The organism is Micromonospora sp. C41 (genome assembly GCF_018070485.1).
GTDB classification, from domain to species: Bacteria; Actinomycetota; Actinomycetes; order Mycobacteriales; family Micromonosporaceae; genus Micromonospora; species Micromonospora chalcea.
Window position 1 is genome coordinate 314,836 of the sequence record NZ_JAGPXP010000003.1, and the last position, 25,806, is coordinate 340,641.

General features: G+C 74.4%; 18 protein-coding genes. 5 read left to right on the top strand and 13 right to left on the bottom strand.

Going from position 1 to position 25,806, the window contains the following annotated elements:
- Nucleotides 1-4 precede the first annotated feature (4 nt).
- Complete coding sequence (locus KBX43_RS05540) at nucleotides 5-2,362, bottom strand: GGDEF domain-containing protein (RefSeq protein ID WP_307851475.1); 2,358 nt, start codon at nucleotides 2,360-2,362, stop codon at nucleotides 5-7.
- A 378-nt stretch (nucleotides 2,363-2,740) separates the two neighbouring features.
- On the opposite strand from KBX43_RS05540, the gene KBX43_RS05545 reads away from it, so the two are divergent.
- Nucleotides 2,741-3,124, top strand: coding sequence for a PH domain-containing protein (locus tag KBX43_RS05545; RefSeq protein WP_064446987.1), 384 nt, complete (start codon nucleotides 2,741-2,743; stop codon nucleotides 3,122-3,124).
- Here the strand turns inward: KBX43_RS05545 and KBX43_RS05550 are convergent.
- Complete coding sequence (locus tag KBX43_RS05550) at nucleotides 3,118-4,044, bottom strand: 2-hydroxyacid dehydrogenase (protein WP_140946256.1); 927 nt, start codon at nucleotides 4,042-4,044, stop codon at nucleotides 3,118-3,120. The two genes, KBX43_RS05545 and KBX43_RS05550, sit on opposite strands and share 7 nt — an antisense overlap.
- Nucleotides 4,045-4,186: 142 nt before the next feature.
- On the opposite strand from KBX43_RS05550, the gene KBX43_RS05555 reads away from it, so the two are divergent.
- Genes KBX43_RS05555 through KBX43_RS05565 form a run of 3 tightly spaced genes read left to right on the top strand, consistent with a single transcriptional unit; the run spans nucleotide 4,187 to nucleotide 8,886 of the window.
- A complete protein-coding gene (locus KBX43_RS05555; RefSeq protein WP_210883553.1) occupies nucleotides 4,187-5,992 on the top strand; it encodes a SpoIIE family protein phosphatase in 1,806 nt (601 codons plus the stop codon).
- Nucleotides 5,993-6,037: 45 nt separating this feature from the next.
- The gene (locus KBX43_RS05560; protein WP_043326037.1) at nucleotides 6,038-7,213 is read left to right on the top strand and encodes a sorbosone dehydrogenase family protein; all 1,176 of its coding nucleotides are present in this window, start codon (nucleotides 6,038-6,040) and stop codon (nucleotides 7,211-7,213) included.
- 53 nt (nucleotides 7,214-7,266) lie between these two features.
- Nucleotides 7,267-8,886, top strand: coding sequence for a metallophosphoesterase (locus KBX43_RS05565; protein WP_104113640.1), 1,620 nt, complete (start codon nucleotides 7,267-7,269; stop codon nucleotides 8,884-8,886).
- A 339-nt stretch (nucleotides 8,887-9,225) separates the two neighbouring features.
- On the opposite strand, the gene KBX43_RS05570 is transcribed toward KBX43_RS05565, so the two are convergent.
- The 7 genes from KBX43_RS05570 to ligA all read right to left on the bottom strand — a co-directional run bounded on the left by KBX43_RS05570 (nucleotide 9,226) and on the right by ligA (nucleotide 21,462).
- Entirely contained in the window at nucleotides 9,226-11,583 is a 2,358-nt protein-coding gene (locus KBX43_RS05570) for a pyruvate dehydrogenase (RefSeq protein WP_064446984.1), read from the bottom strand.
- A gap of 111 nt (nucleotides 11,584-11,694) precedes the next feature.
- Nucleotides 11,695-13,188 carry an Asp-tRNA(Asn)/Glu-tRNA(Gln) amidotransferase subunit GatB gene (gene gatB / locus KBX43_RS05575; protein ID WP_043326041.1) on the bottom strand — a complete coding sequence of 498 codons (1,494 nt, stop codon included), beginning with the start codon at nucleotides 13,186-13,188 and terminating at the stop codon, nucleotides 11,695-11,697.
- A gap of 100 nt (nucleotides 13,189-13,288) precedes the next feature.
- Nucleotides 13,289-14,437 (bottom strand): putative Ig domain-containing protein, encoded by a 1,149-nt coding sequence (locus tag KBX43_RS05580; protein ID WP_247677166.1) that lies wholly within the window; start codon nucleotides 14,435-14,437, stop codon nucleotides 13,289-13,291.
- 192 nt (nucleotides 14,438-14,629) lie between these two features.
- Nucleotides 14,630-16,105, bottom strand: coding sequence for an Asp-tRNA(Asn)/Glu-tRNA(Gln) amidotransferase subunit GatA (gatA, locus tag KBX43_RS05585; protein WP_043326045.1), 1,476 nt, complete (start codon nucleotides 16,103-16,105; stop codon nucleotides 14,630-14,632).
- A gap of 76 nt (nucleotides 16,106-16,181) precedes the next feature.
- Nucleotides 16,182-16,487, bottom strand: a complete 306-nt coding sequence (gatC, locus tag KBX43_RS05590) for an Asp-tRNA(Asn)/Glu-tRNA(Gln) amidotransferase subunit GatC (RefSeq protein ID WP_013284468.1) — start codon at nucleotides 16,485-16,487, stop codon at nucleotides 16,182-16,184.
- Between the two features lie 98 nt (nucleotides 16,488-16,585).
- Nucleotides 16,586-19,156, bottom strand: a complete 2,571-nt coding sequence (locus KBX43_RS05595) for a bifunctional diguanylate cyclase/phosphodiesterase (protein ID WP_210883557.1) — start codon at nucleotides 19,154-19,156, stop codon at nucleotides 16,586-16,588.
- A gap of 152 nt (nucleotides 19,157-19,308) precedes the next feature.
- Nucleotides 19,309-21,462, bottom strand: coding sequence for an NAD-dependent DNA ligase LigA (gene ligA / locus KBX43_RS05600; protein WP_083296931.1), 2,154 nt, complete (start codon nucleotides 21,460-21,462; stop codon nucleotides 19,309-19,311).
- Between the two features lie 179 nt (nucleotides 21,463-21,641).
- On the opposite strand from ligA, the gene KBX43_RS31825 reads away from it, so the two are divergent.
- Nucleotides 21,642-22,187: a type II toxin-antitoxin system PemK/MazF family toxin gene (locus tag KBX43_RS31825; protein ID WP_210883559.1), complete on the top strand. Its 546-nt coding sequence runs from the start codon at nucleotides 21,642-21,644 to the stop codon at nucleotides 22,185-22,187.
- Between the two features lie 19 nt (nucleotides 22,188-22,206).
- On the opposite strand, the gene KBX43_RS05610 is transcribed toward KBX43_RS31825, so the two are convergent.
- The 4 genes from KBX43_RS05610 to mnmA are packed head-to-tail and all read right to left on the bottom strand — an operon-like array spanning nucleotide 22,207 to nucleotide 25,784.
- Nucleotides 22,207-23,241 carry an ADP-ribosylglycohydrolase family protein gene (locus KBX43_RS05610; protein WP_210883561.1) on the bottom strand — a complete coding sequence of 345 codons (1,035 nt, stop codon included), beginning with the start codon at nucleotides 23,239-23,241 and terminating at the stop codon, nucleotides 22,207-22,209.
- A gap of 26 nt (nucleotides 23,242-23,267) precedes the next feature.
- Entirely contained in the window at nucleotides 23,268-23,636 is a 369-nt protein-coding gene (locus KBX43_RS05615) for a VOC family protein (RefSeq protein WP_210883563.1), read from the bottom strand.
- A 36-nt stretch (nucleotides 23,637-23,672) separates the two neighbouring features.
- Nucleotides 23,673-24,677 carry a methionine synthase gene (locus KBX43_RS05620; protein WP_210883565.1) on the bottom strand — a complete coding sequence of 335 codons (1,005 nt, stop codon included), beginning with the start codon at nucleotides 24,675-24,677 and terminating at the stop codon, nucleotides 23,673-23,675.
- 30 nt (nucleotides 24,678-24,707) lie between these two features.
- The gene (mnmA, locus tag KBX43_RS05625) at nucleotides 24,708-25,784 is read right to left on the bottom strand and encodes a tRNA 2-thiouridine(34) synthase MnmA (RefSeq protein ID WP_013284461.1); all 1,077 of its coding nucleotides are present in this window, start codon (nucleotides 25,782-25,784) and stop codon (nucleotides 24,708-24,710) included.
- Nucleotides 25,785-25,806: the final 22 nt, after the last annotated feature.

The following is a 25,806-nucleotide window of genomic DNA, read 5'->3' on the forward strand; positions in this document are numbered from 1 at the left end:
CAGCTCAGCGGGCGGCGGACGGGAACTCCTCGAACCACGCCTCGACCCGCTCGGCGGTCGCCGGGCGGGCCAGCGCGAAGCCCTGCCCGTACCGGCAGCCGGCCCGGCGCGCGCCCGCCACCTGGCCCTCCGACTCCAGCTCCTCGACCACCAACTCGACCCCGAGCCGGTCGGCCAGGTTCGCCACCACGTCGATGAGCGGACGCTGCCCGTCCCCACCCGGCCGGACCAGATGCGGGCCCACCTTGAGCAGGTCGATCGGCAGGCGGCGAAGCTGGGCGAGCGAGGCGTGCTCGGCGCGGAAGTCGTCGAGCGCGGTCCGCACGCCGATCGAGCGGAGACCGGCGAGCCGGGCCACCACAGTGGACAACTCGGCGCCCACCCCCGGCTCGGCCACCTCCACCACCAGCCGCTCCGGCGACACGTCGTACGCGGCCAGCGCGGTCGCCGTACGCGCCACGAAGTCCGGCGCGGCCAGCTCACGCGGCGTCACGTTGACAGCCATCCACAGCTCCCGGCCGCCCCCCGACCACGCGGCGAGCTGGCGGCAGGCCCGGTCCACCACCCACCGCCCGATCTCGCCGACCAGATCGAGGTCGGCCGCCACCGGCAGCAACTCCGCCGGCAGCACGGTGCCCAGCGTGGGACTGCGCCAGCGCAGCAACGCCTCGGTGCCGACCGGTGTCCGCTCCGCGAGCGCCACCACCGGCTGGTAGACCAGGTCCAGCTCACCGCGCGCCACCGCGCCGGGCAGCTCCCGTTCCAGATCCAGGCGCCGGACCAGTTGCTCCTCCAGGTAGGCGTCGTACCACTCGACCCGGTCCCGGCCGAGCTGCACCGCCCGGCGGCGGGCCAGGTCGGCCTGACGCAGCACGTCCTCCGGCTCGCCGCTTCCGGTCTCGGCCAGCCCGACGCTCACCCGCACCCGGGCCACCCCGCCCGGCCGCGGGTACGGCTCGGTCAGCGCCGCCAGCAGCCGGGTGCCGAGCGCGTACGCCAGCACCGGCCCGACATCGGTGAGGACCGCGTACTCGGTGTCGCCCAGCCGGGCGACCAGGTCGTGCGCCTCGACGCCGACTCGGAGCCGGCGCGCGACCTCGGTGAGCACCGGCCCCTCCGGCACGGCCGCGCCCTCGCCGTGCAGGTCGACCACGAGCAGGGCGCCACCGCTGCGCTGCGCCAACGCCCGGACCAGATCCGCGCGCGTCAGCGGCGCGGGCTCGACGGCCCGGGCATCAGGCCCGAGCCGGCGCCGCAGCCACGCCTCCCGGGCCGCCAGTCGTTGCACGCGGCGACGCTGGTCCGCGGCGGCGAGCAGCTCACCCACCATGATCGGCGGAACGACCGTCAGGCCCAGGGCCATCGCGCCGGTGCTGAACTCCCCCACCACGCACAGATGGACACCGGCGGCCAGCGCGGCGATCCCGGCCGGCGCGGTGAGGCGGGGCCAGGCGGCCGGCGCCCCGTCCCGGTCCGGCCGCTCCCCGGCCCAGGCACGCCGGAGGCCCGCGACGGTCAGCAGCGCCCCCGCCAGCAGCGGCGCCGCGACAACCGGCAGCGCCCGGTCCGGCGCGCCGTACGCCAGCAGCACCACAAGCAGCGTCAGCCCGCCGAGCGTCAGCGCGGCCCCGGCGTGACAGCGTGCGGCGCCCGGCCGGCGGTGACGTTCGGCGAGGGCCACCACCACGAGCACGGCCAGCACCACCGCGCCGCCCGACGCGGCGATCCCGGCGGCGGCCGGGACCGGGCCGCCCGGCAGCAGCATCCAGCCGGCGAAGACCAGGCTGACGCCGAGCGCGAGCACGTCGACGGTACGGCGTACCAGCTCGGGCCCGGACAGCCGGGACCGGCCGGGCAGGCGCAGCAGCGCCGTCACGTACAGCGGCGCGGTGAGGCACAGCCCGGTCAGCGCGATCGGCAGCCGGTACGCGGGATCACTCAGCGGCAGCACCGCCACGGAGAGCCCGGCGACCAGGACGGCGGCGTCGAGGATCGCGGCGACCCGACGGGACAACGCGACCCGGCGCGCCTGCCGCCCGGTCGTCACGCCCGCCGCGAGTGCGTCCCGGCGCTCGGGTGGGCCGGTTTCGGCGCTCCGGGCTGGTGATTCGGCGGTTCGGGCGTCGACGGTCGGCGGCGCGTTCGGGGCGAGGTCGCTCAGAGCGGGCAGCGCTCCGCCGGCCAGCCAGGCGAGCCGGACGCAGGCGAGTGCGGATCCACCGGCGACGGCGAGCGCAGCCGCGGCCGGACCGGGTAGGAGCCCGGCGACGCCCGCCAGGAGAAAGACCGCGCCGGTGAGCGACACGGCGACATCGGGCAGGGGTGGCCGCCGACGGGGACCGGCGGGAGGAGGGACGGGCACGGCGGTCGCCTTCGTGAGGGGGCACGGGGGCGGTGCGGTTGCGGTTCGCGGTAACGACGTGCGGGGTCGGGGCGGGCGGACGCATCGGCGGGGACCGCTGCGGCCACGCCTAGAAACGATCCCGGAAGCGCCCGGCGACGTCATCCCACCAGTGACATCCGTCACACCCCAGCCTCCCGACGAGATCTCGGAAGCAAAGGGCCACCATGAGGACCGTTTCCTTCCAAGATCTCCATCGCACGACCCGCCCGCGCCAGATCTTGGTACGCAGTCGCCCTCGGGAGGGCGGAGACGTACCAAGATCTCCGGAGTTGACGGGGTTGCCGGGGCTGCCGGGGCGCGGGGTGGCGGGAGTCGGCCGGGTGGGATCATCGGAGGGTGAGCCGTGCCGATACCGTCCGTTTCCGACACAACCAGGCCATCCTGGTCGCCGCGATCGTCGCCACCATCGGCGCGCTGCCGCTGGCCTCCGCCCGCTGGTGGCTGCTCTGGGTGCTGCTCGTCCCGCTCACCGTCGCGGTCTGGGCGTGGCGCGCCGGCACCGACGCCGACGCCTCGGAACTGCGGCTGCGGGCGATCGCCGGGCAACGCCGGGTGCCGTGGACGCGCGTCACCGAACTGGCCGGCGACGCCCGGGGCCGCGCGCTCGCCCGGCTCGACGACGGCGAGGTGGTGATGCTGCCGGCGGTACGCGCCACCGAGCTGCCCCACCTGATCGCCGTCACCGGGCAGGAGCTGCCCGGTGAGGCGAACGATCAGTAACCGTCGACCACCCGGTTCGTCAGCTCCTCCCCGGCCACGTACCGGCGCAGCTGCTCGGCCACCAGGCGGTACGCCCGGGGCAGCAGACCGCGTACCGAGCCGCCGATGTGCGGGGTGAGCAGCAGGTTCGGCAGCTCCCACAGGGGATGGTCGGCGGGCAGCGGCTCCGGGTCGGTGACGTCCACCGCCGCCCGCAGGCGCCCCGAGGCCAGCTCGGCGAGCAACGCGGGGGTGCTGACCACCGGCCCCCGTGCGGCGTTCACCAGCAACGCGCCGTCCGGCATCGCGGCCAGGAACTTCTCGTCGACCAGCCCCCGGGTCCGGTCGGTCAGCGGCACCAGCAGCACCACCACGTCCGCCTCCGGCAGCAGGGCGGGCAGCTCGTCCACCCCGTGCACACCCTGGTCCGGGCGCGGCGTACGGGCCACCAGCGTGAAGCTCACCTCGAACGGGGCGAGCCGGTCACGCACCGCCGTGCCGATCGAGCCGGCGCCCACGATCAGCACGCGCTTACCGGCAAGTTCGTCGGTCGGCGCGACCTCGTCGTACGCCCACTCGCGCCGCGCCTGCGCCCGGGCCAGCGGCGCGAACCCGCGCAGCGAGGCGAGGATCGCGGCCACCACCCACTCGGCGGTGGGCGAGTCGTGCACGCCCCGGGCGTCGCAGAGCGTCACACCGTCCGGGACGCGCCCCACCCAGGCGTCCGCGCCGGCGGAGAGCAGCTGCACCACCTCGACGTCCGGCAGGCGGGCCAGGAACGCGCCGGCGTCCGGGCCGGACAGGAACGGCGGCACCCAGAACCGCACCCCGGCCGGGGACGACGGGGGCCGTTCCGGGTCCTCCAGCAGCTCCACGGTGACGCCGGGCGGCAGCTCGCCGAGCAGCCGGAGGCCTTCGGGGTGCGGGATCCATGCCTTCACGACCGCCGACCATATCGGCAGCCCCGGGCCGGCATGGCGTGGGCCGTGACGAACGCCCCGCCCGGGGTCGATTGACAGTGCAGCGGGGTATAACCGAGGACGGGATGCCGGTCGGGTGTTCCGCTTGCTGAGGGCGGTGGCGATGAGCGAGGACGGCCGGGGCCGGGTGGCCGTGCCGATTGCCGCGCTCACCGATCCCGACCGGTTGCGTGCGCTCGACGAGACGCGGCTCGACGCCGTACCCGACGAGGCGTTCGACAGGTTCGCCCGCCTGGTCGGCGACCTGCTCGACGTGCCGGTCGCGCTGGTCTCCCTGGTCGACGCCGACCGGCAGTTCTTTCCCGGCGCGACCGGGCTGCCGGAGCCCTGGGCGGCGCGCCGGCAGACACCGCTGAGCCACTCGTTCTGCCAGCACGTCGTCGACATCGAGATGCCGCTGGTGCTGCCCGACGCCCGCCTCTACCCCCGGGTACGCCTCAACCTGGCCATCGAGGACCTGGGCGTGGTGGCGTACGCCGGAATGCCGCTCACCGACCTGGACGGGCGGGTGCTCGGCTCGCTCTGCGCGATCGACAGCAAGCCCCGGGCCTGGACCCCCGAGCAGTTGCGTACGCTCGCCGACCTGGCCGCCGCGTGCTCCTCGGAGCTGCGGCTGCGCATCGCGGTCCGCGGCGCCGAGCAGGCCCGCCGCCGCGCCGAGGAGGCGCACGACCGGCTCGCCATGCTGGCCGGGATGAGCGAGATGCTCGGCGGCACGCTCGACGTGGCCACTGCCGTCGACCGGCTCGGGCACGCGATGGTGCCGCTGCTCGCCGACTGGTGCCTGATCACGCTCGTCGACCCGGCGGGCCGCCCGCGCACCGTCACCGGCGTACACCGGGAGGCCGAACGCGGGGCCGACCTGGCCCGCTTCGCCGAGTTGCTGACGACCGGCCTCAGCGCGGAGTCGCAGATCCGTTCGGTGCTGCGTACCGGGCGGCCGGCGGTGCGGGCCGTGGCCGGACTGGACGACGTGGCGCGCGGCACCACGCGCCCGGAGCTGGTGCCGCTCGCCGACCGGCTCGGCATCGGCTCCCACCTGACCGTGCCGATCACCGCCGCCGGGGACCGGGTGATCGGGGCGGTCACCCTCGTCAACCGCCAGGGGCGGCGCGGTTTCGACGACAGCGACCTGCGCACCGCGCAGGACATCGGGGTACGCGCCGGACAGGCGGTCGGCAACAGCCGCCTCTACGGTGAGCAGCGCCACGTCGCCGAGGTGCTCCAGCACAGCATGCTGCCCACCCTGCCGACGGTGCCGGGGATCGAGCTGGCCGCCCGCTACCTGCCGGTCGCGGACCGGGTCGAGGTGGGCGGTGACTGGTACGACGCATTCGTCCAGCCCGACGGCGAGCTGGTGGCCGCGATCGGTGACGTCGCCGGTCACGACATCGAGGCGGCGGCCACCATGGGCCAGTTGCGCAACCTGGTGCGCGGCAACGCGTACGGGCGCGACGACCCGGTGGAGTTGCTGGTGGCGCAGCTCGACCGGGCGATGGGCGGGCTGCGGGTGCCCACCGTCGCCACCGCGGTGCTGGCCCGGATCCGCCCGGACGGGGACGGGCTGCGGGTCTCCTGGTGCAACGCCGGGCATCCCCCACCGGTGCTGGTCCGGGCGGACGGCACGGTCTCGGTCGCCGAGGGACGCGGGCCGCTGCTCGGCCTGGCCCGGGCGCCCCTGCGTACCGGCCGGACACTGGTCCTCGCCCCCGGCGACACGCTGCTGCTGCACACCGACGGGCTGATCGAGCGCCGGGACCGGTCGATCGACGAGGGACAGGCCGACCTGCTCGCCCATCTCCGCGCCGACGGGCCGGGCGCACCGCTGGACCTGCTCTGCGACCGGCTGCTCGCCGCCGCCCACCGCCGTGAGGACGACGTGGCCCTGCTCGCCCTGCGTGCCGGCTGAGCTGAGCGGCCCGGTTCGGCGCTTCGCCCGGCTAGGCTGGGCCGGGTGAGAGCGCGTCTTCCGTACCCCCGTGCCCGCCGGCTCCGCACGGCGCTGGCGGTGTCCTGCGCGGCGCTGCTGCTGGGCAGCGCCGGTTGCGCCCTCGGCGAGCCCGAGCCGGACCCGGCCGGCGCGCCGCCCAACCTGCCGAGCCCGTCCAGCACCGCCAGCCCGGGTGGGGCCGGCCAGCAGGTGGTCGCCACCGTGCTGGCCAAGGGTCTGGAGGTGCCGTGGGGCATCGCGTTCCTGCCCGACGGCGCGGCGCTGGTGACCGAGCGGGACAAGGGGCGGATCCTGCAGGTCGGCCCCGAGTCCGGCCCGGACGGGCTGGCCGTGCGGCCGGTGCAGACCGTGCCGGACGTGGCCGCCGGCGGCGAGGGCGGTCTGCTCGGCATCGCGGTCTCGCCGGCGTACGAGCGGGACCGGACGATCTTCGTCTACTACACCGCCGAGAACGACAACCGGATCGCCAAGATGCGGCTCGGGCAGGCGCCGACGCCGATCCTGACCGGCATCCCGAAGGCCGGCACGCACAACGGCGGCGGGCTGGGCTTCGGCCCGGACGGTCTCCTCTACGCCAGCACCGGCGACGCCGGGCGCACCGAGAACGCCCAGGACGCGAAGAGCCTCGGCGGCAAGATCCTGCGGATCACCCCGGACGGCAAGCCGGCGCCGGGCAACCCGACCGCCGGGTCGCCGGTCTGGTCGACCGGACACCGCAACGTGCAGGGCTTCGCCTGGACGCCGGACAAGAAGATGTACGCGGTGGAGTTCGGGCAGAACACCTGGGACGAGATCAACCCGATCAACAAGGGCGGCAACTACGGGTGGCCCCGGGTGGAGGGGCGCAGCGACGACAGGCGCTACGTCAACCCGATCACGCAGTGGCCCACCGGTGACGCCTCCTGCTCCGGCCTGGCCGCCGTGGATCGGCTGCTGGTCGCCGCCTGCCTGCGCGGGCAACGGCTGTGGCTGGTGGAGCTGGCCGGCAACGGGACCGTCCTCGGTCAGCCGCGCGACCTGCTCAACGACAAGTACGGCCGGCTCCGGGCGGCGGCGGTGGCCCCGGACGGCTCGCTCTGGGTGAGCACCTCGAACCGGGACGGGCGGGGCCGGCCCGCCGCCGAGGACGACCGCCTCCTGCGGCTGGTCTTCGCCGACGGGGGCGCCGGCCGGAGCTGATCCGGGTCGGCAGGTTTGTCAAGATCGCTCAAGGGGCAGGTCAGGATCTCAGCATGGACGGCCACGACAACGAAGAGCACCGCGCGGGGGACGAGACGTCGCCCGGGCGCGGGCCTGCCCGCCGCTGGACGGCGTGGCGGCCGGGTCACCGGCTGCGCCGGCTGGGTGTCGTGCTGGCCCTGTTCGCGGTCACGCTCGGCGGCATCGTGGTCGGCACGTACGCGGGCGGCCACGTCGGCACCGACATCGGCCCGTTCCGGGCCGAACTGAAGCTCAGCCCGTCGCTGAGCGGCGGCACCACCGTCGACATCCCGCCGCTGGGCGCGTTGCTGCTGGACAGCCACGACGGGCCGGCGTACCTGACCGTCGAGGTGGGCGCGCTCGACCAGGGGCGCACCGAGGCGCTGATCGACGACCCGGCCAGCATCAGCCGGGCCAGCCAGTCGGCCGTGCAGGACGTCCGCGACGGCGTGATGCGGCTCGGGCTGCGTACGCTCGCCTCGGCGGTCCTGGCCACGCTGATCCTGGCCGCGCTTGTGTTCCGCGACGTGCGCCGTACCGCCTGGGCCGGCGGCCTGGCGCTCGTCATCACCGCCGGCAGCCTCGGAGTGGCCGCGACGACGCTGCGTCCGCAGGCGATCGAGGAGCCACGGTACGAGGGCCTGCTGGTGAACGCGCCCGCGATCGTCGGTGACGCGCGGCGGATCGCCAACGACTACACCAAGTACGCCGAGCAGTTGCAGCGGCTGGTCGGCAACGTCAGCAAGCTGTACACCACGGTCTCCGCGCTGCCGGTGGTGCAGCCGTCGCCCGGCACCACCCGGGTGCTGCACGTGTCGGACATGCACCTCAACCCGACCGGCTGGCAGTTGATCCGTACCGTGGTCGAGCAGTTCGGCATCGACGTGGTCATCGACACCGGCGACATGACCGACTGGGGCAGCGAGCCGGAGGCGTCCTTCGTCGGCTCGATCGGCCTGCTCAAGAAGCCGTACGTGTTCATCCGCGGCAACCACGACTCGCCGCGCACCGCCGCCGCGGTGGCCCAGCAGCCGAACGCGATTGTGCTGAACAACTCGATCACGACGGTGGGCGGGCTGACCATCGCCGGCATCGGCGACCCCCGCTTCACTCCGGACAAGGAGACCTCACCGGCCGGCAGCGGCCTCACCGCCGCCGTCGCCGACCAGGTGATCGGCGCCGGTGAACAGCTCGCCGCGACGGTCGAGAAGTCGCCGCGCAAGGTCGACATCGCGCTCGTGCACGATCCCGCCTCGGCCGGCCCGCTCTCCGGCACCTGCCCGCTGGTGCTCTCCGGGCACACCCACGCCCGGCAGGTGTCGAAGCTGCCGGAGGTGCCCGGCAAACAGCCGACCACGCTGATGGTGGAGGGCTCGACCGGCGGGGCCGGGCTGCGCGGCCTGGAGGGCGAGAAGCCGACGCCGCTGACCATGACGGTGCTCTACTTCGACCAGCAGAAGCTGCTCCAGGCCTACGACGAGATCACCGTGGGCGGGACCGGGCAGTCGCAGGTCAACCTGGAGCGGCACGTCATCCGCGACCCGGCCAAGGGCGACCAGGTGCCGGTCACCCCGACCCCGACCCGGGGACCCTCCGAGTCGCCGTCGCCGGGTACGACCACCCTGAGCCCCACCGCCACCCCCACCCGCTGACCGTCCGGGCCTTCTCCGGCCGCCTGCCGCGCGGACGCCCGGTCACCGCGTGTCACCGACCCGTCCGGCACTGGCATGTCCTGCCGCCGCCTTTGCTCTGCAACCATCGGCGCGGCAGGCACCGGGAGTGACCGCACGGACGGCCGCGCGCCGCGGGCACTCTTCGCCGCACCCCAGCTCAGGGCGATGCTGCGGATGTGGCTGCAGAGCAAAGGCGGCGAGAGGCGATCGCCCGGGTCGCCGGAGCCGGTCACTCTCAGCAATCGGGCGAATCTGTCACGTTCCGTGACCACCACGACCTGCCGCGCCGCCGGGTCGAGCCGGACCAGCCCGGCGCGGTCAGCGCAGCGCGATCGCGGCCAGCGCGGCGTTGACGATGCTGCCCGGCAGCAGGTCGTGCAACTCGTACAGCTCCCGGACGTTGCCGGACTGGCCGAACTCGTCCACGCCGAGCGGCACCGCCGGGGCGCCGACCGCCGAGCCGAGCCAGGCCATCGCGTGCGAGGCCGCGTCGTGCACGGTGACCACCGGCACCCGGTCGGCGAAAGCCGACCGCAGCGCGCCCGGCACGCTCGGCACCGTCGCGGTCCGCACACCTTGACGCAGCGTCCGCTGCCACGCCCGGTAGAGGCGGTCCAGGCTGGTCACGTCCACGACGTGCGCGGCCACGCCCTCCTCCGCCAGCTCCGCGGCGGCGGCGAGCACCTCCGGCAGCACCGCGCCGGAGGCCGCGAGCTGCACGACCGGGGCGTCAGCCAGATCGGGGTACGCCTGGTGCGCGTCGACGAGCCGGTACGCGCCGGCCACCACCTGCCGCCGCAGCACCGCGTCCCCGAGCCGGGTCCGGGCCGCCTCGAACGGGGCCTGGTCGATCGGCCGGGTGCTGAGCCGGAAGTAGTACGCCCCGTCCTCGGCCGGCGCGGCGGTGGCGGCGGGCGCGGCGCCACCGGCGATCTGCCCGAGCGCGTCGCAGAGCAGCCAGTCGAGGCTGCCGGCGTACGCGGGCTCCAGGAACGTCACCCCGGGCAGCTCCAGGCCGACCGAGGCGGTGATGGTGGACTGGTGCGCGCCACCCTCGGGGGCCAGCGTGATGCCGGACGGGGTGCCGGCCACCACGAACCGGGAACCGGAGTACGTCCCGTAGAGGAACGCGTCGAGACCGCGCAGCACGAACGGGTCGTAGACGGTGCCCACCGGCAGCAGCGGCTGGCCGGACAGGTCCCACGACAGGCCGAGCTGGCCCAGCAGCAGGAACAGGTTCATCTCCGAGATGCCCAGCTCGATGTGCTGCCCGGCGGGGCTCTCGGTCCAGCGCAGCATCCGGTCCTCGGTCCAGGAGCGCTGCTCGGTCGGGGCGAACACGCCCGTCTTGTTGATGAACCCGGCCAGGTTGGTCGAGGTGGCCACGTCCGGCGCGGTGGTCACCAGGTAGGGCGCCACCTGCGGATCGCGGGCCAGGTCGACCAGCACCCGGCCGAAGACCTCCTGGGTGGAGACCGGCTTGTTCGCGCGTACCCGCGTGGTTTCCGGAACGGTGACGCCCAGCGCCCGCTCGCGCGGCGCGCGGGACAGCGCCTCCCGGCGCTCGCCGGCCCGGATGCCGGCCGGGGACGCCGGGTCGAGACGGTCCCACTCGGTCTCCGGGGTCAGGCCCTGCGCGGCGCGCAGCGCGTCGACCTGCTCGGTGGTGAGCAGCGCCGAGTGGTTGCGCGGGTTGCCGGCGATGGGCAGACCCCAGCCCTTGACCGTGTACGCGAACACGACGCTGGGCCGGTCGGCCACCGCGTCGCACTGGGCGTACGCGTCGAGCATCGCCTGCGCGTCGTGGCCGCCCAGGTCGGTGACGAGCGGGCCCAGCTCGTCGTCGCCGATGTCGGCCACGAACGCGGCCACCTCGGCCGGCGCGCCGTCCAGGAACTGCTTGCGCAGCGCCGGGCCGGCCAGCCCGAACAGCGACTGGTACTGCTCGTTGGGCATCCGGTCGATCCAGTCGCGCAGCGCCGCGCCACCCGGCCGGGCGTACGCCTCGGCGAGCTTGCGGCCGTACTTGACCTCCACGACGTGCCAGCCGGCCGCCTCGAACTGGCCGCGCCACTGGTTGATCCGGATGCCGGGGACGACCCGGTCCAGCGACTGCCGGTTGAAGTCGACGAGCCACATCACGTTGCCCAGGCCGGTGGTGGCCGGGTCGGCGACCGCCTCCCAGATGTTGCCCTCGTCCAGCTCGGCGTCGCCGATGATGGCGACGAACCGGGAGTGCGGGCGCGGGCCGAAGTGCGCGTCGACGTAGCGGCGGGTCACGGCGGCGAACAGCGGCGCGGCGGCGCCCAGGCCGACCGAGCCGGTGGAGAAGTCCACCTCGTCCGGGTCCTTGGTCCGCGACGGGTACGACTGGAGGCCGCCGCGCGCCCGCAGCTTCGGCAGGTACGACTTGTCGAGGTTGCCGAGCAGGTACTGGATGGCGTGGAACACCGGCGAGGCGTGCGGCTTGACCGCGACCCGGTCCTCGGCGTCGAGGTGCTGGAACCAGAGCGCGGTCATCGCTGTCACCAGGGAGGCGCTCGACGCCTGGTGGCCGCCGACCTTCACCCCGTCGCCGGTGTCGCGGTCGTGGTTGGCCGCGTCGACGATGCGGGTGGCGAGCCAGAGCACCCGGCGCTGGATCTCGTCGAGGACGTCGAGGTCGTGCTGGTTCACGGTGACTCCATCCGGGCGTCGCCGTTGACGCCCACTGAGTGGGGGTGAGGCGTTAGGAAGGGCCCCTTCCCATGCACCAGGCGTTAAGAAGGGGCCCTTCCTTACAACACGTCAGGCGCCGAGGCGCGCCAGGATCAGCTCGCGGACCGTCTTCGCGTCCGCCTGGCCGCGGGTGGTCTTCATGACCGCGCCGACCAGCGCGCCGGCCGCCGCGACCTTGCCACTGCGGATCTTGTCGGCGACGTCCGGGTTGGCGGCGATCGCCTCGTCCACGGCGGCGGTGAGGGCGCCGGTGTCCGAGACGACCTCCAGGTTGCGGTTGGTCATGATCTCGGTCGGCGAGCCCTCGCCGGCCACCACGCCCTCCAGCACGGTACGGGCCAGCTTGTCGTTGAGCTTGCCCGCGTCGACGAGGCCCTGCAGCTCGGCGACCTGGGCCGGGGTGGCGCCCACGTCGGCCAGCTCCACGCCGGTCTCGTTGGCGCGGCGGGACAGCTCACCCAGCCACCACTTCCGGGCCGCCGCGGGGGTCGTGCCGGCGGCCACTGTCGCCTCGATCAGCTCGACCGCGCCGGCGTTGACCACCGACTGCATGTCGAGGTCGGACAGGCCCCACTCCTGCTGGATCCGCTTGCGGCGCAGCCGCGGCAGCTCCGGCAGGGCGGCCTTCAGCTCGGCCACCCACGCGGTGTCCGGGGCGAGCGGCACGAGGTCCGGCTCCGGGAAGTACCGGTAGTCGGTGGCGGTCTCCTTGGACCGGCCCGACGTGGTGTCGCCGGTGTCCTCGTGGAAGTGCCGGGTCTCCTGGGTGATCCGGCCACCCGCCTCCAGCACGGACGCCTGGCGCAGCATCTCCGAGCGCACCGCCCGCTCGACCGAGCGCAGCGAGTTGACGTTCTTGGTCTCGGTGCGGGTGCCCCACTCCTCGCCCGGCCGGTTCAGCGACGTGTTGACGTCGCAGCGCAGCGAGCCCTCCTCCATCCGCACGTCGGAGACGCCGAGCGAGCGGATCACGTCGCGCAGCTCGGCGACGTAGGCGCGGGCGACCTCGGGCGCGAGCGCGCCGGTGCCGGGGATGGGCTTGGTGACGATCTCGACCAGGGGGATGCCGGCCCGGTTGTAGTCGACGAGCGACTCGGTGGCGCCGTGGATGCGGCCGGTGGCGCCGCCGACGTGCAGCGTCTTGCCGGTGTCCTCCTCCAGGTGCACCCGCTCGATGCCGATGCGTACCAGCTCGCCGTTGACCTCGACGTCCAGGTAGCCGTCGAAGCACAGCGGCTCGTCGTACTGGCTGATCTGGAAGTTCTTCGGCATGTCCGGGTAGAAGTAGTTCTTCCGGGCGAACCGGCACCATTCGGCGATCGAGCAGTTGAGCGCCAGCCCGATCCGGATGGTCGCCTCGATGGCGGCCTTGTTCGCCACCGGCAGCGAGCCGGGCAGGCCGAGGCAGACCGGGCAGACCCGGGTGTTCGGCTCGCCGCCGAAGTCGGTCGGGCAGCCGCACCACATCTTGGTGTTCGTGCCCAGCTCGACGTGGGTCTCCAGGCCGATCACCGGTTCGAAGCGCGCGACGACCTCGTCGTACGCGGGCAGTGTCGTCGTCATCTGAGCTCCAGGCGCGATCCGGACAGAACCGTTCCAGCCTAATCGGCTGGCCCGGCCACCCCGCTGCCGGGCTTCGAGATCACCGCGCGGGGCCCGGGCGTCACTCGGGTGTGGTGAAGGTCCGGCGACGGTTGTACGCCAGCACGAGCAGGATGCCGCCGATGGAGAAGGCCACGATGCTCAACAGCAGCAGCACGAGCGGCGAACCCGGCCCGGTGATCGGCAGCCACGCGCCGCTCACCTTCGACGGCGAGGCCGTCGGCAGCGGCGCCGAGGTGCTGCTCTCCGACGGTGTGGCGGCCGGGTCGTCAGGGGTCGGCGTGGCCGTCGGGTCGGCCGGGTCGGGCGTCGAGCCGGTCGGGGACGCCGTCGGGGTGCCCGGGTTCCGCGCGGCGACGGTCAGCGACACCTGCTTGGTGGCGCTGGTGCTGTAACCCTTCGCCGCGACGGTGAAGGCGAACGTGCCGGCGCTGCCCGGGGTGCCGCTGAGCTTGCCCTCCCCGTCGAGGGTGAGGCCGTCCGGCAGGGCCCCGGCCGCCAGGGAGAACACGATGTCCGAGTCACCGGCGGCGGTGAACCGGAAGGAGTAACGCTTGCCGACCGTGGCGGCGGGCGGGTCGCCGGAGGTGAACGCGGCCGCCGCCTCGGCGACCACGATGGTGGCGTCCTGCTCGTCGAAGCGGTCGTTCTTGTCGGTCATCCGCAGCGTGAACGTGTACGTCCCCGCGGTGGTCGGTGAACCCCCGAGCGACGTACCCACCACGAGCATTCCCGGCGGCAGACTGCCCGAGACCACCGACAGCCGGTACGGCCCGGTGCCGCCGGTCGCCTCGACCGTGTGGATCGCGTACACCCGGCCCAGGTACATGGGCGACCGGGGCTTGCCCGACGTGATGACGACCTTGGGTTCGCGCACCTCGATCGTCGCCGTCTGCTCGTCGAAGAGGTCGTTCTTGTCGGTCATCCGCAACGTGAACGTGTACGTCCCGGCAGTGGTCGGTGAACCCCCGAGCGACGTACCCACCACGAGCATCCCCGGCGGCAGACTGCCCGAGGTCACCGACAGCCGGTACGGCGCGGTGCCACCGGTCGCCTCGACCGTGTGGATCGCGTAGACCTGCCCGATGACCATGACCGACCGGGGTTTGCCCGAGGTGATGGTGACGGCCTCGGTGGCGACGGTGGCCGGTTGCGCGGCGGCCGGCTGCCCGGCGCCCAGCAGCAACGCGACGACCATCGTCAGGGCCATGACCGGGCGAAGTGTCCCCATCGCACATCCAGCTCTCGGTCGGAACCGCTCGCGTCCGCCAGCGGGCCACAGTCCAGTCGATCCAGCAGACTCGCAGTTTATTCGACCAGTGCCAGTGACCCCCGGCAATCCCCTGATCGGTGATCACCGTGTCGGTACGGAGGCGGGCGGGCCGCCTCCGTACCGTCCGGTTCAGATCGTCGGCGGGGTGAGCGTGCCGACGGCGCTCTCCAGCGCGGCGGCGATCCGGTACATCCGGTCGTCCGCCATGGTCGGCGCCATGATCTGGAAGCCCACCGGGAGCCCGTCGGACAGGCCGCACGGCACCGAGATGGCCGGGCCGCCGTACAGGTTCGTCGGGATGGTGAACAGGTCCGCCAGGTACATCTGGTACGGGTCGGCGGTACGCGACCCGAGCGGGAACGCCACGAACGGCGTGGTCGGCGAGATCAGCGCGTCGACCTGCTCGAACGCGCTGGTGAAGTCCCGCGTGATCAGCGTGCGGACCTTCTGCGCCTGGCCGTAGTAGGCGTCGTAGTAGCCCGAGGAGAGCGCATACGTGCCGATCATGATGCGGCGCTTGACCTCGGGGCCGAAGCCAGCCTCGCGGGTCAGCGACATGACCTCCTCAAGCGACCGGTTGCCGTCGTCGCCGACCCGCAGGCCGAACCGGACGCCGTCGAACCGGGCCAGGTTGGAGGAGCACTCGCTCGGCGCGATCAGGTAGTAGGCCGGCAGCGCGTACTTGAAGTGCGGGCAGGAAACCTCGACGATCTCCGCGCCCAGCTTCGCCAGCGCCTCGGCCGCGTCGCGGAACGCGGCCATCACGCCCGGCTCCGCGCCCTCGCCGATGAACTCGGTGACCATGCCGAGCTTCACGCCGGTCAGGTCGCCGGTGGCGCCGAGGCGCGCGGCGGCCACCACGTCCGGCACCGGGGCCGGGATCGACGTGGAGTCGCGCGGGTCGTGACCGCCGATCACCTCGTGCAGCAACGCGGCGTCGAGCACGGTACGCGCGCACGGGCCGGGCGTGTCCAGCGACGAGGAGAACGCCACCAGGCCGTAGCGGGAGGTGCCACCGTAGGTGGGCTTCGCGCCGACGGTGCCGGTGACCGCGCCGGGCTGGCGGATCGAGCCGCCGGTGTCCGAGCCGATCGACAGCGGCGCCTCGTACGCGGCCAGCGCCGCCGCGCTGCCACCGCCGGAGCCGCCCGGGATCCGGTCGGTGTCCCACGGGTTACGGGTCGGCCCGTACGCCGAGTATTCGGTGGAGGAGCCCATGGCGAACTCGTCCATGTTCGTCTTGCCGAGCATCACCGTGCCGGCGGCGCGCAGCCGCTCGACGATGGTCGAGTCGTACGGCGGGCGCCAGCCCTCCAGGATCTTCGACCCGACCGTGGTCGGTACGCCCTTGGTGGTGAGCACGTCCTTCACCGCGACCGGCACACCGGCGAGCGGGCCGAGTTCGTCACCGGCGGCGCGGCGCTCGTCCACGGCACGCGCGGCGGCCAGCGCCCCCTCGGTGTCGACGTGCAGGAACGCGTGCACCCGGTCGTCGACGGCGCCGATGCGGTCCAGGTGGGCCTGGGTGACCTCGACGGCGGAGGTCTCGCCGCTCGCCACCAGCCCGGCGATCTCAACAGCGCTCAGCTTGGTCAAGTCGCTCATGCCGGCACTCCGCTTCGCTCCGTGCCGTCATGAGCGACAGCCATGCTGGGCCCGATGATTCGCTCGCTGCGCTCGCTCATGAGGCCACATCCTCGTCCAGGATCCGCGGGACGCGGAACCGCTGCTCCTCGGCGTCGGGTGCGCCCGACAGCGCCTCCTGCGGGGTCAGGCCCGGCCGTACGACGTCCTCGCGGAGCACGTTCGTCAGCGGCACCGAGTGGGACGTCGGCGGGATGTCCGCCGCGGCGACCTCGCCGACCTGCGCGACCGACTGGAGGATCACATCCAGCTGGCCGGCGAAGGTGTCCAACTCCTCCTCCGTGACGGCGAGCCGCGACAGTCGCGCGAGGTGCGCGACCTCCTCGCGGGAGATGGCGGCCATCGGGTGCCCCCTTCGTGGCTGTCCTGAGACGTCTGCGGTGGGCCGGCCGCGCGTACGGGATGACGCGCGGTGACCGGAGCGAGTCTATTGTCCCGCCGTCACGACGACGCCTTCGCCTCCCCCTCCGGCGCCGCTCCGCTGCGGCTCCCGGCCTCCACCGGGCGCACCGGACGGTAGCGCGACAACCAGGCCACCAGGTCCTCGGCCGGCATCGGCCGGGCGTGGAACCAGCCCTGCGCCACGTCGCATCCGGCGGCGTGCAGCAGCCGCCAGGTGCGCTCGTCCTCCACGCCCTCGGCCACCACCCGCAGCCCGAGCGCGCCGGCCAGCTCGATCATCGAGCGGACGATCGCCGCGTCGTCCGGGTCGTCGGCCATCCCGAGGACGAACGAGCGGTCCACCTTCACCTCGGACAGCGGCAGCCGGCGCAGGTGTTGCAGCGACGAGTAGCCGGTGCCGAAGTCGTCCAGCGCGATGCCGACGCCGATGCGGTGCAACTGGGTGATGCTGGCGAGCACCCGCCGGGGGTCGGCCATCAGCGCGCCCTCGGTGATCTCCACCTGGAGCCGCTGCGGCGGCACCCCGTACCGGGCCAGCCGGTCGGCGATCTGGTCGGCGATCTCGCCGGTGTGCAGGTCACGGACGCTGACGTTGAGCGCGGCCCGCAGCGTGAGCCCGGCCGCCGACCACTTGGCCAGCTGCTCCACCACGTCGTCCACCACGCGGCGGGTGAGCAGTCGCATCACCGCGCTCTGCTCGGCGACCTGGATCAGCTCGCCCGGGTCGACCATGCCGCGGCGCGGGTGCCGCCACCGCAGCAGCGCCTCGACGCCGACCACCTCGCCGGTCGCGATCGCGATCTGCGGCTGGTAGTACATGGTGATCTCGCCCGGGTGCCCGGACTGGTCCTCCGGCTCGGCGCTCCCGTCGGCGGTCGGCCCGATGACGCCGGGCGCGCCGGTGCTCACCGCGGCCTGCGCGTCGTGCCCGGTGTCGGTCTCGTGCGCGGCCTCCGTGTCGCGCCCGGTGCCGGTCTCCGCCGCGTCGGCGTCCCCGCCACCGACCACTGGCGTCGCCACCACCGCTCCGGCGCGCGCGGCCCGGCTGCGGACCGGGTCGGCGCCGGTGAGGATCCGCTCGATCAGGTCGTCGTCGTGCCGCTCCGCGGCGCGGTCCCGACGACGCCGCAGCCACCGGTTCGGCCCGTCGCCGGAGCGTCCGCCGCCCCGGCCGTCGTCGCGCGCCGGGCGCTGGTTGCGCGACGGCCGCTCGGCCCGGGCCGGTCGCGGCGCCGACAGCGCCGGCGTCAGTGCCGCGCCGTCACCCCCGCGTACGCCCACCGTCTCCCCGCCCTGCGCGGACGGGCCCGACTCCAGCACCCGGCGCAGGTCGGCCAGGAGGCTCAGCCGCTCGGCCGAGTTGTGGTCGGACTCCGGCGCGTACACCGCCACCGTGTCGTTGCGATGCTTCGCGTCGTACATGGCCACGTCGGCGTGGCGCATCAGCGTGGCGAAGTCCTCGCCGTGGTCCGGGTAGAGCGCGATGCCGATCGAACCGCCCACGTCCAGCGGCAACCCGTCCAGCGGCACCGGCTCGGCGAGCGCGGCGACCACCCGGTCGGCCCGCTCGCGGGCCTGGTCGATGTCGGTGAGCCGGGGTACGACTATGGCGAACTCGTCACCGCCCAGTCGCGCCACCATGTCACCGGCGCCGACCACGCCCATCAGCCGGGCGCTCACCTCGACCAGCAGACGGTCCCCCACCGCGTGCCCGAGCGCGTCGTTGACGTGCTTGAACCGGTCGAGGTCGAGCAGCAGCAGCGCCAGGTGCGCGTCCGGCGCGCCCCGGGCGGCCCGCTCGCCGTGCAGGTGCACCTGCTCGGCCACCTCGGTGAGCAGCGCCTTGCGGTTGGGCAGCCCGGTGAGCGGGTCCACGTCGGCGAGCTGTTCCCGTTCCTCGGACAGCCGGGCCATCCGGTAGACGGCGAACAGCGGCACCAGCACCAGCGGGATCAGCGCCGCGCTGGCCCGGGCGGCGGCCACCAGCACCGGCGCGAGCAGCAGCAGCGAACCGGTGGACAGCAGCTCGTACGCCAGCCCGCTGCGCACGCTGGGCCACCACCGGTCGCCGAACCGCAGCCGCACGGCCGAGCTGACCAGCCCGTAGTTGACCACGAACCAGGCGAGCGTCGCGCCGCCCACCGCCGCCACGTCGGTCCAGTGCAGCCGGCCGTCGCCGAACAGCTCGCCCGGACCGAGCCGGCTGACCGCGTACGCGGCGGCGAGCGCGCACGCGTACTGCGCGGCGTTGAAGCCGGTACGCCAGGGCGCGTACCCGAGCCGCCAGCCGCTCACCGCGACGGCCACCGCCTGGACCGCCACCGCCGGGCCGAAGCCCCAGCCGAGCAGGATGGCGAAGGTGAAGCAGGTCGACGGGAACACGGCCGAGGTCTGCCGCCGCCCCGGCGGCACGAACGGGCGGGCGTCGCAGGCGACGGCGAGCGCCGCCATGGTCCAGAACGCGGCCGGCAGCTCGGTCAACCGGTCGGCGAGCGCGATCAGCGGCCCGGCCGAGACAAGTACGGCCACCACGCCGACCGCGCCGACGAAGCCGAAGAACGGCCCGCTCCGCCCGGGCGGGACGGAGTTACGCGGGTCGCCGGTCTCCATCGCACCTCCCGGGGGCAACGTCGTGGCGCGCGCCGTCACGCGCCGTACGCCAATGAAACGCCCTCCGAGGCGGTTTCCCCGACACGACAGTCACGAATCGGTCGGAGTCGTAATTAACTTGGTATCCGCGGACGATCGCCGTGACCAGCCCGTCAGTCCTCCACCCGGGCCACCTCGCGGGCCGCGTCCGGGCCGGAGTCCAGCAGCACCCGGAAGCCGTCCTCGTCGAGGATCGGCAGTTTCAGCGTGGCCGCCTTGTCGGCCTTGGAACCCGGGTTGTCGCCGACCACCACGAACCCCGTCTTCTTGGAGACCGAGCCGGTCACCTTGCCGCCCCTGACCTGGATCGCCTCGGCGGCCTGGTCCCGGCTGAACCCGCTGAGCGTGCCGGTGACGACGACGGTGACGCCGTCGAGCGGTCGTGGCCCCTCGTCGGCGGCCTCCTCGGCCATCCGTACGCCCGCCTCGGCCCACTTGCGCACGATGTCGCGGTGCCAGTCGACGGCGAACCACTCCTTGACGCTGGCGGCGATGGTCGGGCCGACGCCGTCCACCGAGGACAGCTCCTCCTCGCCGGCGGCCTCGATGGCGTCGACCGACCGGAAGTGCCGGGCGAGCGCCTGGGCGGCGGTCGGGCCGACGTGCCGGATGGACAGTGCCACCAGCACGCGCCACAGGTCGCGTTCCTTGGCCTCGGCCAGGTTGTCGAGCAGCTTGACCGCGTTGCTGCCCAGGCTGCCGTCCTTGTTGACGAAGAACGGTGACCGGCTCAACTGCTCGGCGTCGAGCTGGAACAGGTCGCCCTCGTTGGTGATGATCTGCGCGTCCAGCAGCGCCGCCGCGCCCTTCTCGCCGAGCACCTCGATGTCGAGCACCTTGCGGCTGGCCAGGTAGAACACCCGTTCGCGGATCTGACCGGGGCAGGCGCGCCCGTTGGGGCAGCGGATGTCGACGTCGCTCTCCTTGGCCGGCGCGAGCGGCGTGCCGCAGGCCGGGCAGGTGGTCGGCATGACGAACGGACGGGCGTCGGCCGGGCGCAGCTCGACCACCGGGCCGAGCACCTCGGGGATCACGTCGCCGGCCTTGCGCAGCACCACCGTGTCGCCGATGAGCACGCCCTTGCGCTCGACCTCGCGGGCGTTGTGCAGCGTGGCCAGCGCGACCGTGGAGCCGGCGACCCGGACCGGTTCCAGGACGGCGAACGGGGTGACCCGGCCGGTGCGCCCGACGTTGACGTCGATGTCGAGCAGCTTCGTGTTCACCTCCTCCGGCGGGTATTTGAAGGCGATCGCCCAGCGGGGGGCCCGGCTGGTCGAGCCGAGGCGGCCCTGGATGGAGACCGGATCGACCTTGACCACCACGCCGTCGATCTCGTGCTCGACGTCGTGCCGGTGCTTGCCGTAGTAGGCGATGTAGTCAGCGACGCCGGCGAGGTCGTCCACCACCCGCCAGCGGTCGCTGGTGGGCAGCCCCCACGCCTTGAGCGCGGCGTACGACTCGGACTGCGCCGCCGGCCGGAAGCCGGTGCGGGCGCCGATGCCGTGCACCACCAGGCGCAGCGGGCGGGAGGCGGTGACCCGCGGGTCCTTCTGGCGCAGGCTGCCGGCGGCGGCGTTGCGCGGGTTGGCGAACGGCGCCTTGCCCTGCTCGACCAGGCTCGCGTTGAGGTCGGCGAACGCGGCCACCGGGAAGTAGATCTCGCCGCGCACCTCGATCAGATCCGGCACGTCGGGGAAGTCGTCGGCCGGGGTCAGCCGGGCCGGCACGCCCTTGATGCTGCGCACGTTCGCGGTGACGTCCTCGCCGGTGCGGCCGTCGCCCCGGGTGGCGGCGCGCACCAGCCGGCCCTTGGAGTAGGTCAGGTTGATGGCCAGCCCGTCGACCTTCAGCTCGCACAGGTAGGGCACCGGGCCGCCGGCGTCGCGCTCGACCCGCTCGGCCCAGGCGGCCAGCTCCTCGTCGGCGAAGGCGTTGTCGAGCGAGAGCATCCGCTCGGCGTGGGCGACCGGCGTGAAGTCGGTGGAGAAGGTGCCGCCGACGCGCTGGGTGGGCGAGTCGGGGGTGCGCAGCGCCGGGTATTCCGCCTCCAGCGCCTCCAGCTCCCGCAGCTGCGCGTCGAACTCCGCGTCGGTGATCGTCGGCGCGTCCAGCACGTAGTAGCGGTACTGGTGTTCGGTCAGCTCCTGACTGAGCGTGGCGTGCCGCTCCCGGGCCGCCGGGGTCGGCTCGGCCCCCGCCGCCGCCTCCTGGGCCGCGTCGGCCGCAGTGGGAACCGCTTCTTCGGACACGCCGCCGCCTTCGGACACCGCTGTCGCCTCCCGTGCTCGCGCTACCCGAGAACCGTAGCGGTCGGCTGTGACAACAGTCCGGCCACCCGCACGAGCAGGGCGAACCGGCGCGCGTCACGCCCCCGCGCGGTCCGGCCCCGGGCGTGCGACCATCGCCTCGGCGGCGCTGTGCGGGAACGGTCGGAAGGCGGGTACTGATGCGCGACGGGGTTCTCTGGGCGCTGGTGATCGTGGCCTGCGTCGCGGCCGGCTGGCTCTGGAACGAGTGGCGCCGCCGGTCGGCCGACCGTTCCGCCGGGGCGCGCGGCCGGGCCGACGGGCGACGGCCGGGCTCCGGGCGCGGTGGCCGGACCGGCGTCGGCGTCCGGGGGAACCGGGGCGGGGCGCCGCCACGGCCGCGCGGCGCCGGGCGGACGGACCGGGACGAGCCCCGGCCCGGGGAGATCTGGTGGGCGGACGTGCCCTACGCCGACGGGACCGGCTCCAAGGTGCGGCCCTGCCTGGTGCTGCGGGTCGACGGCGGGGACGCCGAGGTCCTGAAGATCACCAGTCAGGACAAGTCGGACCGGGACGACCACCTGCCGATCCCGACCCGGAGCTGGGACCCGGACGCCGACCACGACAGCTACCTGGACATCAGCGAGCCCATCCCGGTGCCGCTCACCGCGTTCGCCGACCGGGCCGGCACGTGCGACCCGGACCTGTGGCGGGGCGTGCGCCGCCTGAACCACCTCACCGGCTGACGCCGGCGGCCTCCGGACCTCAGCGCTGCGACGCCCCTGCGTCGAGCGCGTCGGCGAGCGCGGCGAGCTGACCGGCGTACTCGATCCGGTCGGCCCACCCGGCCGGCCAGGCGGCCATGCCGTACGCGGCACCGGCGAACGCGCCGGCCAGCGCGGCGATGGAGTCCGAGTCACCGGCCGTGGTGGCGCCCCGGGCCAGCGCGCCGACCGGATCGTCGCGGTGGCGCACCGCGCAGAGCAGCGCGGTGGCGAGCGCCTCCTCGGCGATCCACCCCTCGCCGGTGAGGCGGCACGGGTCGCCGCCGTCGTCCGGGCGGGCCAGCGCCGCCTCCAGCCGGCCGAGCACGTACAGGCAGTCGTCCCAGCCCCGGGCGACGAACTCGGCCGCGCTGCTCTCGCCGGGCCGCTGCCACAGGTCACCGAGCCAGTCGTCCCGGTAGACGGTGCGCTGCTCCCGCGCCCGCTCGGTGAGCAGGCCGGGCAGCTCGGGCAGCGCCGCGCCGTCGCGCAGCAGCCGGACCGCGTACGCGGTCAGCTCGCTCGCCGCCAGCCCGGTCGGGTGGCCGTGAGTGAGCCCGGCCTGGAGCTGGGCCAGCCCGGCCATGGTGTCGAGGTCGACGTCGAGCAGCCCGACCGGGGTGACGCGCATGTTCGCGCCGCAGCCCTTCGAGCCGGCGACTGTGGCCTCCTGCCAGCGGGCGCCCCGGGCCAGCTCGGCGCAGGCCCGCAGGCAGGTCATGCCCGGGGCGCGGTTGTTCTCCGGGCTGACCGACCAGTCGACGAAGCGCTGCCGCAGCAGCGGCTCCACCGCCTCGGCCGTGTACGCGGGCGCCTCGTGCAGCGCCCACGCCACTGCGAGCGCCATCTGCGTGTCGTCGGTGACCAGGGCCGGGTCGCCGGTCAGCTCGCGCGGACCGCCCGGGCCGTAGCGCCGGACGATCTCGGTGACGGTGAGGAACTCGGTCGGCTTGCCCAGGGCGTCGCCGTAGGCCAGGCCGAACAGCGAGCCGGCGACGCGGCCGGTGGCGGTGGAGGCGGTCACGGTGGCGATCATGCCTCCACCACGCAAGCCGTGGAAGATCAGTCCCAGCAGAGGCAGAACGGGTGGCCGGCCGGGTCGGCGTAGACCCGGAAGCCCTCCCCCTCGCCCGGCAGCCGCCGCGCGCCGAGCGCCAGCGCCGCCTTCTCGGCCGCCTCGATGTCGTCGACAGTCACGTCCAGGTGGAACTGCTGCGGCCGGGCCGGGTCGGGCCAGTCGGGGGCGCGCAGGCCGGGCGCCCGCTGGAAGGCCACCCGCGGCTGGTGCCCGGGCGGCCCGCCGAGCACCACCCACTCGTCGCCGTCGGAGTCCTCCTCCACCAGGGGCAGGCCGAGCAGCTCGGCGTAGAAGGCGGCGAGCGCGTGCGGATCGGGGCAGTCGATCACTGTGGAACGCAGTCGTCCAATCATGCCGGTCATCGTGCCCGGCGGGTACGACGGAAAACGTCAGTCCTCGGCGAGCCGCCGGCCCGCGTCGCGGCAGGCGGTGAGCACCGCGCGGGCGTACGCCGGGGTGGCGCCGGCCAGGCCGCACGCGGGGGTGACCACCACCTGATCGGCCAGCCGGCGGCGGGGGAAGCCGAGCTGGTCCCAGACCCGGCGGACCCGGCCGGCGACCTCGGCCGACGTCGGCGCCCGGCCGGAGGCCGGTGGCAGCGTCGGCGCGGCGCCGGCCAGCAGGCCGAGCCCGGCGTCGATCGCCTCGCCGAGCGGGTCGAGGTCGGTGACCAGCGACAGGTCGAGCGCGACGCCCACCGCGCCGGCGGACCGGATCAGCTCCAGCGGTACGTCCGGCGCGCAGCAGTGCACCAGAGCCGGTACGCCCGCCGCCTCGAACACGTCGCGCAGCAGTCCCCGCGCCACCTCGGTCTCCACCGGACGGTGGGTGCCGAAGCCGCTCTCGGTGGGCACCCGCCCGGCCAGCACGGTCGGCAGGGACGGCTCGTCGAGCTGGAGCAGCACCGAGGCGCGGGGCAGCCGCCGGGCGACCGCCTCGACGTGCCCGCGCAACCCTTCGCCGAGCGAGCCGGCGAGGTCGCGTACCGCGCCCGGGTCGCGCAGCATCCGGCCGCCGATCGGCAGCTCCAGCGCGGCGGCCAGGGTGAACGGGCCGGCCGCCTGGACCTTTACCGGGCCGGCGTACTCCTCGGCCTGCTCGGCGAGCTGGTCCAGGTCGCGTTCCATCAGGTCGCGGGCGCGGCGCAGGTCACGGCCGGGGCGCGGGGCGATCCGCCAGCGGGCCGCGTACAGCTCGACGGGCAGTTCGACGAGCAGGCCGGCGGTGCGGCCGACGAGGTCCGCGCCCGGTCCCCGGGCGGGCAGCTCGGGCAGGTGCGGCAGGGTGGGCAGCTCGCCGAGCACGATCCGCTGCGCCTCGGCGATGTCGGTGCCGGGCAGCGACCCGATGCCGGTCGCCGCTCCGGTGGGCCAGGGCCACGCCTGCTCAGTCACGGCCGCAGCCTATCCGCTGCCGATGCGAGGTCAGGCGGCGGTGATGGTGGCGGAGCCGAGGACCACGTCTCCGGCCGGGTCCGGCCGGTAGGCCACGATCGCCTGGCCGGCGGCGACACCCCTGACCGGGCGGCGCAACGACGCGCGCAGGCCGTCCGCGTCGACCTCGACGGCGGCCGGCACCACGTCGCCGTGCGCCCGCAGCTGCACCTCGCACTCGACCGGCCCGTCCGGGCGCGGCCCGCCGGTCCACACCGGGCGGGTCGCGCGTACGTCGGAGACCTCCAGCGCCTCGGCCGGGCCGACCGTCACCGTGTTCGTGGTCGGGGTGATGGACAGCACGTAGCGGGGCCGGCCGTCCGGCGCCGGGCGGTCGAGGTGCAGGCCGCGCCGCTGCCCGACGGTGTACTGGTAGGCGCCGCTGTGGCTGCCCACCACCGCGCCGGTGAGCGCGTCCACCACCTGGCCGGGCGCCTCGCCGAGCCGCTCGGCGAGGAAGCCGCGGGTGTCGCCGTCGGCGATGAAGCAGATGTCGTGCGAGTCCGGCTTGTCGGCCACCGCGAGACCGCGCCGGGCGGCCTCCGCGCGCACCTCGGCCTTGGTCGAGTCGCCGAGCGGGAAGATCGACCGGTCGAGCTGCGCGCGGGTCAGCACCGCCAGCACGTACGACTGGTCCTTGGCCGCGTCGACGCTGCGCCGCAGCAGGCCGTCCGCGCCGAGCCGGGCGTGGTGGCCGGTCACCACGGCGTCGAAGCCCAGGGCCACGGCCCGGTCCAGCACCGCCGCGAACTTGATCTTCTCGTTGCAGCGCAGGCAGGGATTCGGGGTACGCCCGGCGGCGTACTCGGCCACGAAGTCGTCCACCACGTCGTCGTGGAACCGGTCGGCCATGTCCCACACGTAGAACGGGATGCCGAGCACGTCGGCGGCGCGCCGGGCGTCCCGGGAGTCCTCCAGCGTGCAGCAGCCCCGGGCCCCGGTGCGGTAGGTCTGCGGGTTGCGGGCCAGTGCCAGGTGCACGCCCGTCACGTCGTGCCCGGCCTCCACCGCCCGCGCCGCCGCGACGGCGGAGTCCACCCCGCCCGACATCGCCGCCAGAACCCTCACCGGCCCACTCCCCTCGTCCTCA